The organism is Nocardioides aquaticus (genome assembly GCF_018459925.1).
In the GTDB taxonomy this organism is placed as follows: Bacteria; Actinomycetota; Actinomycetes; order Propionibacteriales; family Nocardioidaceae; genus Nocardioides; species Nocardioides aquaticus.
This window is the reverse complement of record NZ_CP075371.1, coordinates 3,645,549-3,660,102: the sequence shown is the minus strand read 5'-3', so window position 1 is coordinate 3,660,102 and position 14,554 is coordinate 3,645,549. Positions and strand designations below refer to the sequence as shown.

Below are 14,554 nucleotides of genomic sequence, written 5' to 3'. Positions count from 1 at the left end.
CGACCGAACAAGCGAATTCATCGCAAACGCGGTTGGCCGCCGCACTCAGAGGCGCCGCGCCAAAGGATGCGGCTGCCATGCGCAGGACGGCATCAGTCCCGGTCCACGGCGTAACTGAGGACAACGGTAGGTAGGCCCAACCTGTCACCGGCTTGCGCACGGACATCCTTGGGATGGGGAGCAGGCATGGTCGACATCCTTCCAGCGGCGACAGATGTTGCCACACGTCAAGGTGACAACCGAACCTCAGCAGTCCCCGGGGCCCGCCGGGGTTTGCAATTGGTCCGACTTGCGATGGGGCGGAGGCCCTCGCTTACGTTTTCGACGGGCGCTGGGGAGCGCCTACGCGGCACCCGCCTACCGACCCTTGGGGGACGGCAAGGCGTAGTCCGGGGCGGGTGCCGTGCGCCACCCTCGGGGCCCTGGCTGGCCTCCAATCAATGCGCCCAATATCCGCTCCCGGCGTAGGACGGTGACGGCAACCCTTCTGCACCTAGGCGCTACGACCGGTCAGGGCGAGAAAAACCGGGTGAAACTTCACCGTGGGCCTTGGCGCGTTGACGGCTGAATCGCCCCGGGTCTGGTGGAGGCTCTCAACCGATGGAGGATGAGAGTCATGGCAGCACCCAGGAAGTACCCCGACGAGTTGCGTGAGCGGGCCACCAGGATGGCGGTGGAACTGCGGTCGGATCCGGATACGAGGCAGGGCGCGATCCCTCGGGTTGCCGAGCAGCTCGGGATGCACCCCGAGACGTTGCGCAACTGGGTCCGGCAGGCCGAGGTCGACGGTGGCGTTCGTCCTGGCACCACGACCACGGATGCTCAGCGCTTGGCCGAGCTGGAGCGAGAGAACCGCGAGCTCCGCCGGGCCAACCACATTCTGAGGACAGCCTCGGCTTTCTTCGCGGCGGAGCTCGACCGCCCCACCACCAGGTAGTGGCCTACCTCGAGGCCCATCGACACGACGTGGTCGATGGGCGCGCGGTCGGGGTCGAGCCGATCTGCGCTGTGCTGAAGAAGGCCGGCGTGCAGATCGCCCCAAACAGCTACTACGCGGCCAGGACCAGGCCGCCCTCGGCGCGCACGGTCCGCGATGCCGAGCTGGTCGGCGACATCAAGATCGCGCACCGGTCGAACCTGGGTGTCTACGGTGCGAGGAAGATCCACGCCGAGCTCAACCGCGAGGGCGTGAAGGTGGCGCGGTGCACCGTGGAGCGGCTGATGCGCGCCGAGGGCCTGCGCGGGATCCCTCGGGAGAAGACCCGCAAGACCACGCTCGGCGACGGTGCGGAGACCGAGCGGCCCGAGGACCTGGTGAAGCGGAAGTTCGCAGCGACCGGACCGAATCAGCTGTGGGTGGCCGACCTGACCTACGTCCGCACGCACGCGGGATGGACCTACGTCGCGTTCGTCCTGGACGTCTTCAGCAGGATGATCGTGGGCTGGCAGGTCTCGACCTCGATGCGTACCGATCTGGCACTCGATGCCCTCGATATGGGCCTGTGGGCCCGCCAGCGCGCCGGCCAGGACGTCACCGGGCTGATCCATCACTCAGATCGCGGGGTCCAATATCGAGCGATTCGCTACACCGAGCGGCTCGCCGAAGCAGAGGCCGTCGCGTCCGTGGGCAGCCGCGGCGATTCGTATGACAACGCGATGGCCGAGGCGCTGAACTCGCTGTTCAAGGCCGAGTGCATCCGCAACCCCGTGATGCGCCCCAAGGGCGGCTGGAAGAGCGTCGGCGACATCGAGATCGCGGTTGCCGAGTACGTCGACTGGTTCAACCACCGACGCCTGCACGGCGAGATCGGACTCGTCCCGCCGGCCGAGTTCGAGACCAACCACTGGTCCCAGATCACGCCGCAGAACTACCCTCAGCTACCCGTCCCGACCGGGGCTGGTTCCACGTAACCGAGCCTCCACGAAACCCGGGGCGATTCAGGCTGACTCCTGCTTGAGCGGCGGGTCGACGCCTCGATTCGGACCCGGATGACATTTTTCCGTGCCGCGGACCCGTACGCCGGGGGCAGTGGGACTGCTGCACGATCAGGTGACATCTTGACCTGACCTACCGTTTGGGCTCCATCCGCGATGGCTAACTGACAGCGGGGATGGGGTCGTTTGCGGAGCGTAGTTCGTACTCGATCGGGGTGCGGTAGCCGAGCGCTGAATGCCGTCGCTGTCGGTTGTGGAAGATTTCGATGTAGTCGAAGATCGCGTTTGCTAGTTCGACCCGGGTCTTCCACTTCTTGCGGTTGAGAAGTTCGATCTGCATCGAGGACCAGAAGCTCTCCATCATGGCGTTGTCCAGGCCGTCGCTGACGGTGCCGAAGGAGGGCAGCAGGCCGGCGGAGCGGATCTTTTCGCCGAACACCCAGGAGGTGAACTGGGTGCCGTGGTCGGCGTGGACGATCCCGCCTGGCTCCGGGCGGCGGTTGCGGATCGCCATGTCGAGGGCGTTGACCACCAGGGTTGAGTCCTGGCGGGAGTCGATGGACCAGCCGACGATCCGGCGGCTGTGGGCGTCGAGTACCGCGGCACAGTAGAGCCACCCCTCCCTCGTGCGGTGCTGGGTGATGTCGGTGACCCACAGCTCGTTCGGCCTGATCCGGTGGAACTTTCTGTTCACCAGGTCATCGGCGGTCACGACGCCGCGTAGGCGCTTGACGCGTGCGGGGCCGGGCAGGCCGTAGATCCCTGCCTGGGTCATCAAGACCGAGACAGTTCGCTGACATACCTGGATCCCCATCGCCATCGTGAGCTCGGCGTGGATTCGCCGGTAGCCGTAGGTACCGCGCGAGGCGACGTGGACCTCGCGGATGAGGCCGGTCAGCCACTCGCGGCGCAGCTGCCTGGGTGTACGGGGAGTGCGCTTGTGCTTGTAGTAGGACTGCCGCGTGACCCCGAGGATCCGGCAGCACGTGTCGACCGGAGCCCCGGCGTCGACGAGTCGCTCGATCACCGGGTAGAGCCTTTTGGGCGGGGCTTGTCCTCGCCGAGGAACTTCGCTGCCTGCCGCACGATCCCCAACTCGGTCTCGAGCTCCTGGATCCGGCGACGAGCGGCCCGCAACTCAGCGGACTCGCTCGAGGGAACTCCGGGGCGGAGCCCGTTATCGATGTCGTCTTGGCGTAGCCACTTCGACAGTGTGACTGGATGGATGCCGAGCTCGACCGCGGTCTGCTTGGCCTGCTTGCCGGCCCGGATCAGCGCGATGGCGCGCGCCCGGAACTCCGGAGGATAGGGACGAGGCACAGCTGTCAGCCTTTCGTGAAGACTGTCAGCTAGCCACCGGATCTGGAACCCAGGAGGTGGGTCAGGTCAAGATGTCACCTATCCGTGCAGCAGTCCCAGTCGGTGTGCTCACCTCGTAAGCGGCCGAAATTGTTTCGGCTGTCAGTGGCGTGGACGAGGCAGCGGGCGTACTTTCCTCGGGGAGGATCCATGGCTGGACACGCACCGATGACACGGTCTTCCGTGCCGCCTTCCTTTGACCAGTATCCCAGGCTGGTGCAACGCCTGCTCGGTGTGCCTGTTTCGCTAGTCACGTTGGTTGACGAGGAGCGACAGTCATTCCTTGGTATGGCCGGGCTAGGCGAGCCGTTTTGCACCACCCGCGAGACCCCGCTGAACATGTCGATCTGCAAGCACGTCGTCCACGACGCAGCGCCCGTGGTCATTTCGGATGCCAGCGAGGACCCACGCCTCGCGACGAACCCACTCATCAGCAGTCTTCCGATTGGCGCCTACGCCGGATGGCCGCTCCAGGACGGAGGTGGCGACGTGGTGGGGGCGCTGTGCGCCATCGACGTGGCTGCCCGCGATTGGACCCGTGATGACCTTTCCGTGTTGGAGGATTTGGCCACCGGCTGCTCGGCGGAGCTCCGGGTGCTGACCGCGCAGAAGAACGACAGCGAGCATCTGGCTCTAACGATCGTGAACTCCGTCGATGTCGCGCTTGCATTTTATAACCTCGACAACCGGCTCCTGTTGGCCAATGACGGGGCACTGCGACTGGCACGGCTCGCGGGGTTCCGGCTCGATGAGCCGCCCTACGGGGGTCCGCATGTACGACGCGCCGACAATGTTGAGGTCGTACCTCTGGTGGAACAGGTCGTGGTCAGAGCGTTAGCGGGAGAGCGTGGACGTCGGCAGTTGGAGTGGATGGGTCGTCCTGGTGATGAGGTGGCCGTCGAGGCCTCGACCCAGACCGTCGAGCGGGCAGATGGTTCGCGCTGGGGGACGTTGATCGTTTTCCACGACGTCACCCGACCGGCGCTCGAACTGCGGACGAAGGACGACTTCATCGCCACCACTTCCCACGAACTGCGGACGCCGCTCACCTCGATCCTTGGATACGTGGAGCTGCTCGCGGAGGCCAACACACCGGTGGATGACTTCACGGTTTCTGCCTTGGAGGTCGTCAAGCGCAACGCCGAACACCTAAGGGAGCGAATCGAGCAGTTGCTCCAGACCGCGCAGGGGGCCGAGGAACGAGGCACGGTGGTCAGGGTGGACCTCGGTGTGCTGGCGGCGCGTGTCGTGGCCACGTTGGGTGAGCCGGCACGCAGGTTGGGGGTCGATGTGCAGGTCGCAGCCGGGTCCCACGCGTGGGCCGACGTCGACGCAGATCGTATGGAGCAGGTGGTCGAGAACCTCGTCGCGAATGCTGTCAAGTACTCGGAAGGTGGATCGCTCGTTTTGGTAACGGTGCGCCAGCAAGACGGTTCGGTGCTGCTGACCGTCGCTGACGAGGGCGTGGGGATGAGTGCTCAGGAGATCGAGCAGGCTTTCGACGCCTACTGGCGAGCACCGGCCGCGTGGCACGGCACGGCGGGCGGTAACGGCATTGGCCTGAGCCTAGTGAAACGGATTGTGAGCGCACACGCGGGCGAGATCGACGTGATGAGTGAACCTGGTCGTGGCACCACGATCGAGGTAAGGCTGCCGGGTGCGCCACGCGTCTCATGAGCGCCTGGTGCCGCCGCCTGTCACGGCGCTTATCCTGCGACGCAGGCCAGCCACTCAGGTCGAGTTGGATTAAAGAGGTCAAGTTAGGCCCAGGGCCTCGGCGCCGTCCTGGAGACCGTTGGCGCCGAGCCCGGCGTCGGGTCTGCTGCACGACTTGGTGACAGGGTGACCTGAGCTGAGGTCCGAGGCCCGTGCGGCTGCACGGGAGCTGCGACTGGTGGCCAACACAGACTGCGTACGCCCAGGTCAGCCTGCAGTGGTTTTTGTTACTGCGGTCAACATCCGCAACCAGGCGCATCAAGGCCCCTGCTCACCTAGGGCACTGAAGCGGCCCGGAGCGATCAAGTCTGCTGCATGAGTTCTTGGAGCGATCTGTCGATCCGTCGATCCAGGGATGGAGGATGCGGGTGGCCCACGATCACCCGGGGGCGTTGACCAGGCCAGAGTGCTGATCTGAGATGACCAGCTTCACCCCGGACAGGCCGCGTTGTTTGAGGCTGAGCAGGAAGGCACGCCAGAAGACTTCGTCCTCGCTGTCGCCGACGTCGAGTCCGAGGATCTCCCGCTCACCGGTGGCGGTGACGCCGGTGGCCACGACCACGGCCATCGAGACCACCTGCCCGCCCCTGCCAGGGGCGTTGCGCACGTGGAGGTAGGTCGCGTCGAGGTAGACGTAGGGGAAGGCAATGTGGTCCAGGGCCCTGGTCCGGAACGCCCCGACGGTCTCATCCAGGCCGGCGCAGATCCGAAAGACCTCGGACTTCGAGACACCCGTGCCGCCCATCGCTTCGACGAGGTCGTCGACGCTGCGGGTCGAGATGCCGTGGACGTAGGCGTCCATCACCACCGCGTACAGCGCCTGATCGATACGCCGGCGGGGCTCGAGGATGATCGGCAGGAACGAGCCCTTCCGCAGTTTCGGGATGTGCGCTCGACGTCGCCGGCCTTGGTCGTCAGCACCCGGGGGCGGTGGCCGTTGCGTTCGGCTGTGCGGTCCTCGGCGCGCTCATAAGGCGCAGCTCCGATGCGCTCGGCCGCTTCGAGCTCGATCAGTTCCTGGGGTCTGCCCAGACTTTGGTTGACACCTGACCTGTGAGGATCCGTCCTCGCTGGAAGGATGTCGACCATGGCGAAGGCATACCCGAAGGAGTTCCGCGACGATGTCGTGGCAGTGGCCCGTAAGGGTCAGGCTCCGTTGTCCCAGATCGCGAAGGACTTCGGGATCTCTGAAGGCACGCTGTCGAACTGGCTCAAGCGTGCTGATGTCCAGGACGGTCACCGTCCCGGCCTCACCGACGCTGAGCGTGTCGAGCTGCGTGAGACCAAGAAGCGGATCCGGCTGCTGGAGCAGGAGAACGAGGTCCTGCGCCGGGCAGCTGCCTATCTGTCGCAGGCGAACCTGCCGGGAAAATAGTCTTCCCGCTCGTCCGTGAGATGGCCGCGACCGGTGCCCGCATCAGGGTGCCGGTCGCGGTGGCGTGCAGGGTCCTGGGGCTGTCGCCCCAGGGGTACTACAAGTGGCTCAAAGACCCGGTGTCCCAACGGGACTGGGATGACGCACACGTCATCGACGTCGTGCTGGGCATCCACGCCGATGACCCCACCCTGGGCTACCGGTTCGTCGCCGACGAGCTTGCCGACGTCGGCATCACCGCCAGCGAGAACCGGGTGTGGCGACTGTGCTCAACCGCAGGGGTCTTCGCCTCCCACCACCGTCGTCGGGGTAAGGCCGGCAAGCCCGGTCCGGCTGTCCATGACGACCTGCTCGCGAGCGTCGATGAGGAGGGCCGGGTGAGCCACGACTTCGTGGGGGCGACCTCCGGCCCGAACCAGGTCTGGCTCACCGACATCTCCGAGCACCCCACCAGGGAGGGGAAGCTCTACCTGTGTGCGGTCAAGGACTGCTACTCCAACAAGATCGTCGGCTACTCCATCGACTCACGGATGAAGTCCGGACTCGCTGCCGCCGCGCTGCGCAACGCGATCGCCCTGCGCTCACCGGAGGGAACCATCGTGCACAGCGACCGAGGATCTCAATTCCGTTCCAAGAAGGTGGTTCGCCTGCTGAAGAACAACGGGCTGCGCGGCTCGATGGGCCGAGTCGGATCGAGCAGTGACAACGCAGCCATGGAGAGCTTCTTCTCGCTGCTGCAGAAGAACGTCCTCGACACCCGCCGCTGGGACAGCCGCGAAGAACTGCGCCTCGCGATCGTCAGCTGGATCGAAACGAAGTACAACCGCCGCCGTCGCCAACGAGCCCTCGGCAAGCTCACCCCGATCGAGTTTGAGATGATCTACGCAGCCGCAGACGCGGCCTGAGAACCATCAACCCCGAGTGTCAACCAAACCTGGGGCAGTCCCCTGCGACGCGACGCGGACCGAGTCACGGACAAGATCGACGCCATCGCCGGCGCGGAAGGCATCTAGGAGCTCGGACAGGGCAGACTGGGGCAAGGCCATCGGTGAACCTCTTTCGGTGAGTGCTTGGCCGTACACACCGAAGATCTCGCCGATGGCCGCCTACGGGCTGACGCCCCGCCGCTGCTCCCTCAAACCCCACCACTCCACGGGACTCTCCTGCCGCGCACGATGCCCAGGTCCTCAGCGATGCCGCGGACCGTGGCGCCCGGCGTGGACTCGTACAAGTCGACGGCCTGACGACGGAACACCTCGGAGTAGTTCTTCCTGGCCATAGCTCTGGATCATCTCGCTTCCCCAGCAGTGGATGCTGGATTCAGCGTGTACAAGAACCAGGGTCAGGCCCCTTCCTAGTTCGGCATCACAGCTCGGCCCTACCGCGCCGGACGAGCCCGACGGCCTCGATCCTTGCTTGGACCGGCAGGGTGGGTGCCGGACGCCGTCCGGACCGGAGACCTGGGTGTCCGGGTCGCCACGAGTCCTGGTGGCGACAACTCAGAGGTCAGGATGGCGCCCGCAGCACCACGCGGCCAAGGACCTTCGTCACGGGCAGGCAGGGTGTGCGCCAGGTGCGGCTGTCGTTGGATCTCGCCCGGTCGTCACCCAGCAGCAGCACGTGGCCGACCGGGACGTCGAAGGCCCCCTGCGGCCCGCACGGGTTCATGACGTAGGGCTCGACAAGGACCTTCCGGTCGACCGTGACCCCACCGGCGGGGGTGACGACCACCTGCTCCCCGCCCAGGCCGACGACACGCTTCACCACGACCCGCGCCAGCTCATCGGACTCGACGACCACGACGTCGCCCCGGCGCAGCGGCCGGGACGTGGCCAGACGCCGGGTAAGAACGCGTCGGCCAGGCAGCAAGGTGGGAGTCATGGACTCGGAGCTGACCAGGGTCACGAAGGCGACACCGCCTCGGACCACCACGCCCGCGGCCAGTGCCATCGAGAGCGCACCGGTTGTACACGCCGCCCCGCCCATGCGCCGGCTGGTCATTCCTCATGGTGGTGGTGCGCCGTGCCCGTCCCCGGGAGGTCGTGGTCCTCGCCCTCGGCGAACTTGAAGAACCTCACGTAGGCCTCGATGTAGGCGCGTCCAGCATCGACGTCGTCGATGTCGTAGTGCTGGCGCTCCAGCAGCGTGGCGAACCGACGCGTGAGCTCCGGTCGCCGGTCGGAGGGCACCTGGCCGACGAGTGCCCGCAGGTCGCCGTCCGCAATGCTGCGGTCGGCCGCAGCCACTCTCTCGTCGACGGGTGTCCCGGTCGGCTTCAGGCCGGTGAACGCGACGCCTTCGCCGGCCCGGTGGAGGCGGATGAGGTTCTCGAGGAACCAGCGGTCCGCGACCTCGCGGGCCGCGCCGCCGAGCTCGCGGGCCGCCAGGCTGCGCTCGAACACCGCGGACAGCTCCGACGCGCTCTCGGGGCCGACCCACTTGAGCGCGACGCTGGGGTTCCGGGTGTCCAGGGCCGTCTGGCCGTCCTGTGCGGTGGGGCCGTCCATGGTGTCGCAGTGCGCGCTGGCGCGCTGCGGGTGCAGTAGCACTGCGAGGGCCATCGCAGCTGCGGACGCCGCCAGCGTGGGGACGATCTGCATGTCGGTCTCCTTCGGGCGTGGTGTGGGAGCCCCAGCGTGTCCCCGGCCGGTAGCCAGGGGCAGGGGCGATGGTCCCTGGTGAGGGAGACCGATCGCGCGGCGGGCCGGCGGGCAAGGCCGGCGACCAGCCGCTGGCGGGCAGCAGAAGTGCCGAGACTCCCTGCGGGTGAGGGTCGGGTTGTCGGGACCGGGACGCCGCGCCGGGGACCTCATCGCCGCACAGATCCTGCCCCTCACCGGGCTCGGGCCGTCCTTGACGCAGGCGCCGATGCCTGGGACGGCCGTAGGTCCGCCGGCCAGCGCCAGCAGCACCGCCTTCGGCCCCAGTTGCTGGGCCTTTCGGCCCTGATTGGGACGGCGCCGACCGGCGCAGGCTGAGGGAGTCCTCGCCGTCGTGGGGACCCATGACGCGAAGGACCCCTCATGCCTCCTGCCCCCGGACCCGTACGACGCCCGCCCGGCGTGACCAGCTGGGAGAACGAAGGCGGCGGCCTCGACGGCGGACGGCTCGGCGCGTACGTTCGGGATAGACACCCCGGACCCCCGGTGTCGGCCACCGCCCAGCCGACGCGCCCGTCGGTTGGCACCCGACGACCTGAGGGGCGTTTCGCATGACGTCGGTCCTCGGTTCGCCGCCCGCGAGCGGGACGTCGACGGGGTCTCGGCAGCCGTCACCGGTGGTGATGCTGGTCGTGGCAACGCTGGGGTTCGCGGTGAACTTCTGGGCGTGGGCCTTGATCAGCCCGCTGGGACCGATGTTCCGCGACACCGGGTCCCTGGGTGAGCTGAGCGAGTCCGACGTGGCCCTCCTCGTCGCGGTGCCCGTCCTGGTCGGGTCGCTCGGGCGGATCGTGGCGGGGGCGCTGACCGACCGCCACGGCGGGCGTCTGATGTTCCCGGTCATCTCGGCGGTCACGATCGTCCCGGTCCTCTTCATCGCCTTCGTCGCGCTCGACTCCTACGCCCTGCTGCTGGTGGGCGGGTTCTTCCTCGGCATCGCCGGGACGGTCTTCGCCGTCGGCGTCCCGTTCGTCAACGCCTGGTTCCCACCCGAGCGTCGAGGCCTGGCCATCGGCGTCTTCGGCGCCGGCATGGGCGGCACCGCGATCAGCGCGTTGACCACGGTCACCCTGTTCACCGAGGTCGGTCGGCAGGCGCCGTTCCTGATCACCGCGGTGGTGCTGGCGGCGTACGCCGTCCTGGCCTGGTTGGTCCTGCGCGACGCCCCCGGGCGCGTCGTGCCCACGACGAGCCTGATCAGTCGGCTCAACGCGAACGCCCGGCTGCCGATCACCTGGCAGGCCAGCGTCCTCTATGCCGTCGCCTTCGGCGGGTACGTCGCGTTCTCGGTGTACCTCCCTGCCTACCTCAAGACTGCCCACGACCTAACCGCCGCGGACGCCGCGAACAGGATGGCCGGCTTCGTCGTGGTCGCTGTGCTGATGCGCCCGGTCGGAGGCTGGCTTTCTGACAAATTCGGTGCCATCCCGGTGCTGGCGTTCTCCTACGGCGCCATTGTGGTCGGCGCTGCCGTGTCCGCGGGGACCCTGCCGCTCGAGGGCGTCGGCACCGCCGCGTTCCTGCTGATGGCTGCGGCACTCGGCTGCGGCAGCGGGGCGACCTTCGCCCTCATCGCCAAGGTCACCGACCCGAGCAGGGTCGGCGGGGTGACCGGCCTGGTCGGCGCCGCCGGCGGCCTGGGCGGCTTCGTCCCCCCGCTGGTCATGGGCTTCGTCTACGGCCGCACCGAGTCCTACGCGATCGGGCTGTGGCTGCTGGCAGCCACCGCCGCACTCACCCTCGCGCTCACGTTGACCATCGTCCGCCGCACCGCACTGGAACAGGAACCCCGTTGAGCAGAGACATCGGTATGGACGGACCCCTCTCGGACGCGTTGGTGCGCAGCCGGAGGTTCTTCACCAAGGGCACGGTCTCCGACGACCTCCGGTCGCTGACCAAGAAGGGCGGCCGGGAGGCCGACGACTTCTACCGCGACCGGTGGAGCCACGACAAGGTGGTCCGCTCCACCCACGGCGTGAACTGCACCGGATCATGCTCGTGGAAGGTCTACGTCAAGGACGGGATCATCACCTGGGAGACCCAGCAGACCGACTACCCCTCGGCCGGCCCGGACTCCCCGGAGTACGAGCCCCGCGGCTGCCCCCGCGGCGCAGCCTTCTCCTGGTACACCTACTCACCGACCCGGGTGCGCTACCCCTACGTGCGCGGCGTGCTGCTCGAGATGTTCCGCGAGGCCAAGTCCCAGCACGGCGGCGACCCCGTCCTGGCCTGGGCGCACATCGTGGAGAGCCCGCAGCGCGCGAAGGCGTACAAGTCCGCGCGCGGCAAGGGCGGCCTGGTCCGCGCCAGCTGGGAGGAGGCCAGCGAGATCGTCGCGGCCGCCCACGTGCACACCATCAAGAAGTACGGCCCCGACCGGGTCGCCGGCTTCTCGCCGATCCCGGCCATGTCGATGGTCAGCCACGCCTCCGGCGCCCGGTTCATCAACCTCGTCGGCGGCTCCATGCTGAGCTTCTACGACTGGTACGCCGACCTGCCGGTGGCCTCCCCGCAGGTCTTCGGTGACCAGACCGACGTCCCGGAGTCGGGGGACTGGTGGAACGCCGGCTACCTGATCATGTGGGGCTCCAACCTCCCGGTCACTCGCACCCCGGACGCCCACTGGATGGTCGAGGCCCGCTACCGCGGCCAGAAGGTCGTCGCCGTCGCACCCGACTACGCCGACAACGTCAAGTTCGCCGACGAGTGGCTTCCGGCGAGGCCGGGCACCGACGCCGCGCTGGCGATGGCGATGGGGCACGTGGTGCTTAAGGAGTTCTTCGTCGACCGGGACACCCCCTACTTCACCGAGTACGTGAAGACCTACACCGACCTGCCCCACCTCGTGCGGCTCGACGAGGCGGCCGACGGCACCCTGACCGCAGGCAAGTTCCTCACCGCCGCTGACCTCGCCGTGACCGACGAGGACGAGGAGAACGCCGCCTTCAAGACCGTCCTGATCGACGCCGTCACCGACCAGCCGGTGGTGCCGAACGGCTCGCTGGGCCACCGGTACGGCGAGACCGGGGTCGGCCGCTGGAACCTCGACCTCGGCGACGTCGACCCCCGGCTGTCCTTGCTTGAGGGCGCCGAGGAGACCGTGCTGGTGCGGATGCCGCGCTTCGACAACCCCGACGGCGCCGCAGCCGACCTGCCGCGTGGCGTGCCGGCCCGCCGGGTCGACGGGCACCTGGTCACCACTGTCTTCGACCTGCTCCTCGCCCAGTACGGCGTCGGACGCGACGGGCTGCCGGGGGAGTGGGCCGCTGGCTACGACGACGCCGAGGCGCCGTACACCCCGGCGTGGCAGGAGGCCATCACCGGTGTGCCGGCCTCGACCGCGGCGCGGATCGGCCGCGAGTTCGCTGCCAACGCTGAGGAGTCACGGGGCCGCTCGATGATCGTGATGGGCGCCGGCACCAACCACTGGTTCCACTCCGACACCATCTACCGCGCGTTCCTCACCCTGACCAACCTCACCGGCTGCCAGGGCGTCAACGGCGGCGGCTGGGCGCACTACGTCGGCCAGGAGAAGGTCCGCCCGATCACCGGCTACACCCAGATCGCCAACGCACTGGACTGGAACCGGCCGCCGCGCAACATGATCCAGACCGCCTACTGGTACCTCCACACGAACCAGTTCCGCTACGACCAGTTCGGCGCCGACACCCTCTCCGCGACCACCGGCGCGGGACAACTGGCCGGGAAGTCGACGGCCGACGTGATCGCGCAGAGCGCGCGGATGGGCTGGATGCCCTCGTACCCCACCTTCGACCGCAACCCACTCGACCTCAGCGACGACGCCGCGAACGCCGGCAAGCCGGTCAGCGACTACGTCGTGGAGCAGCTGAAATCCGGCGAGCTCGACTTCGCCGGGGAGGACCCGGACGCCGCGCAGAACTACCCGCGGATCCTGTCGATCTGGCGGGCCAATCTGCTCGGGTCCTCGGGCAAGGGCAACGAGTACTTCCTCAAGCACCTGCTCGGCACTGACTCCTCGGTGCGCGCGACCGAGACCCCGGAGGAGCACCGGCCCGTCGACGTCACGTGGCGCGACGAGGCGCCGGAGGGGAAGCTCGATCTGCTGATGACGATCGACTTCCGGCAGACGAGCACGACGATCTTCTCCGACGTCGTCCTCCCGGCGGCGACCTGGTACGAGAAGCACGACCTGAACACCACCGACATGCACCCGTTCGTGCACTCCTTCAACCCCGCGATCGCCCCGCCGTGGCAGACCCGTACCGACTGGGACGCCTGGCAGACGATCGCCGAGAAGTTCAGTTCGCTCGGCGCCACCCACCTGGGGGTGCGCAAGGACGTGGTGGCGGTCCCGCTGACCCACGACACCCCTGATGCGATGGCCAACCCACATGGTGTTGTGCGTGACTGGAAGAAGGGCGAGTGCGAGCCCATCCCCGGTGTCACCATGCCCAAGCTGGTCGAGGTCGAGCGCGACTACGGTGCGGTCGCCGAGAAGATGAACGCGCTCGGGCCACTGGTCGACACCCTCGGGGCGACCACCAAGGGCGTGACCTTCGAGCTGGGCGAGCAGGTGGAGTACCTGCGGCACAAGAACGGCACCGTGCGCGGCGGTGTCGCCGCGGACGGTCGCCCCTCGCTGAAGCGCGACGTGGACGTGTGCGAGGCGATCCTCACGATGTCCGGCACCACCAACGGCCACCTCGCTACCCAGGGCTTCAAGACCCTCGAGAAGCGCACCGGCGTCCGGCTGGCCGATCTGGCCGAGGAGCACGCGGGCAAGCAGATCACCTTCGCCGACACGCAGGGTCCGCCGGTGCCGGTGATCACCTCACCGGAGTGGTCGGGTTCCGAGACCGGCGGGCGGCGCTACTCGCCGTTCACGATCAACGTGGAGCGCAAGAAGCCTTGGCACACCCTGACCGGGCGGATGCACTTCTACCTTGACCACGACTGGATGACCGAGCTCGGAGAAGGGCTGCCGGTCTACCGCCCGCCGTTGAACATGGCGGCGCTGTTCGCCGAGCCGGCTTTGGGCAATGTCTCCGACGGATCCGGCGACCAGGTCGAGGGCCTGACGGTGCGCTACCTGACGCCGCACAACAAGTGGTCGATCCACTCGGAGTACCAGGACAACCTCTTCATGCTGTCGCTCTCGCGCGGCGGGCAGAACATCTGGATGAGCGACCGCGACGCGGTCAAGGTCGGCATCCGGGACAACGACTGGATCGAGGCGGTCAACCGCAACGGGGTCGTGGTGGCCCGGGCGATCGTGTCGCACCGGATGCCCGAGGGCACGGTGTACATGTACCACGCCCAGGACCGCCTGATCGACGTCCCGATCGCGGAGACCTCCGGCAAGCGCGGCGGCATCCACAACTCGCTGACCCGCCTGCTCGTGAAGCCGTCCCACCTCATCGGCGGGTACGCCCAGCTGACGTACGCCTTCAACTATCTCGGTCCCACCGGCAATCAACGTGACGAGGTCACCATCATCCGCAAGCGCTCGCAAGACGTGGAGTACTGA

At 67.7% G+C, this 14,554-nt stretch carries 7 protein-coding genes and 3 pseudogenes; 5 read left to right on the top strand and 5 right to left on the bottom strand.

The features are described from left to right. Positions 1 to 616 precede the first annotated feature (616 nt). Positions 617 to 1,911, top strand: a protein-coding gene (locus ENKNEFLB_RS17750) for an IS3 family transposase (RefSeq protein ID WP_246535556.1) whose coding sequence is annotated in 2 segments (ribosomal slippage) — positions 617 to 896 and positions 896 to 1,911 — 1,296 coding nt in all. Because the reading frame shifts where the segments join, the coding sequence is not laid out codon by codon here. Positions 1,912 to 2,095: 184 nt separating this feature from the next. On the opposite strand, the pseudogene ENKNEFLB_RS17745 reads toward ENKNEFLB_RS17750, so the two are convergent. Then, positions 2,096 to 3,255: pseudogene (locus ENKNEFLB_RS17745) on the bottom strand (IS3 family transposase). A gap of 255 nt (positions 3,256 to 3,510) precedes the next feature. Here ENKNEFLB_RS17745 and ENKNEFLB_RS17740 point away from each other — a divergent pair. Next, complete coding sequence (locus ENKNEFLB_RS17740) at positions 3,511 to 4,971, top strand: ATP-binding protein (RefSeq protein ID WP_214056581.1); 1,461 nt, start codon at positions 3,511 to 3,513, stop codon at positions 4,969 to 4,971. Positions 4,972 to 5,407: 436 nt separating this feature from the next. On the opposite strand, the pseudogene ENKNEFLB_RS17735 reads toward ENKNEFLB_RS17740, so the two are convergent. Beyond that, positions 5,408 to 6,030: pseudogene (locus tag ENKNEFLB_RS17735) on the bottom strand (IS256 family transposase); the annotation flags it as partial. A gap of 67 nt (positions 6,031 to 6,097) precedes the next feature. On the opposite strand from ENKNEFLB_RS17735, the gene ENKNEFLB_RS17730 reads away from it, so the two are divergent. Beyond that, a protein-coding gene (locus ENKNEFLB_RS17730; RefSeq protein WP_246535555.1) for an IS3 family transposase occupies positions 6,098 to 7,290 on the top strand; the annotation gives its coding sequence in 2 pieces (ribosomal slippage) (positions 6,098 to 6,376 and positions 6,379 to 7,290; 1,191 coding nt in all). Positions 7,291 to 7,535: 245 nt separating this feature from the next. Here ENKNEFLB_RS17730 and ENKNEFLB_RS17725 read toward each other — a convergent pair. The 3 genes and pseudogenes from ENKNEFLB_RS17725 to ENKNEFLB_RS17715 form a co-directional block, all read right to left on the bottom strand. Further along, positions 7,536 to 7,664: pseudogene (locus ENKNEFLB_RS17725) on the bottom strand (IS3-like element ISTesp3 family transposase); the annotation flags it as partial. Positions 7,665 to 7,891: 227 nt separating this feature from the next. Continuing rightward, positions 7,892 to 8,386 (bottom strand): signal peptidase I, encoded by a 495-nt coding sequence (gene lepB, locus ENKNEFLB_RS17720; protein ID WP_214056580.1) that lies wholly within the window; start codon positions 8,384 to 8,386, stop codon positions 7,892 to 7,894. Then, positions 8,383 to 8,985 (bottom strand): DUF6448 family protein, encoded by a 603-nt coding sequence (locus ENKNEFLB_RS17715; protein ID WP_214056579.1) that lies wholly within the window; start codon positions 8,983 to 8,985, stop codon positions 8,383 to 8,385. Before ENKNEFLB_RS17715 ends, lepB begins: the two co-directional genes overlap by 4 nt. A 683-nt stretch (positions 8,986 to 9,668) precedes the next feature. Here ENKNEFLB_RS17715 and ENKNEFLB_RS17710 point away from each other — a divergent pair. Next, on the top strand, positions 9,669 to 10,841 hold the full coding sequence (locus ENKNEFLB_RS17710) for an MFS transporter (protein WP_246536039.1): 1,173 nt from the start codon (positions 9,669 to 9,671) through the stop codon (positions 10,839 to 10,841). A 14-nt stretch (positions 10,842 to 10,855) separates the two neighbouring features. Further along, a complete protein-coding gene (locus ENKNEFLB_RS17705) occupies positions 10,856 to 14,554 on the top strand; it encodes a nitrate reductase subunit alpha (RefSeq protein WP_214056577.1) in 3,699 nt (1,232 codons plus the stop codon).

Excerpts from the sequence above, each read along its gene's own strand:
- ENKNEFLB_RS17715 (WP_214056579.1), bottom strand. The coding sequence starts at position 8,985 with ATGCAGATCGTCCCCACGCTGGCGGCGTCCGCAGCTGCGATGGCCCTC.
- ENKNEFLB_RS17710 (WP_246536039.1), top strand. The coding sequence starts at position 9,669 with ATGCTGGTCGTGGCAACGCTGGGGTTCGCGGTGAACTTCTGGGCGTGG.
- lepB (WP_214056580.1), bottom strand. The coding sequence starts at position 8,386 with ATGACCAGCCGGCGCATGGGCGGGGCGGCGTGTACAACCGGTGCGCTC.
- ENKNEFLB_RS17705 (WP_214056577.1), top strand. The coding sequence starts at position 10,856 with ATGGACGGACCCCTCTCGGACGCGTTGGTGCGCAGCCGGAGGTTCTTC.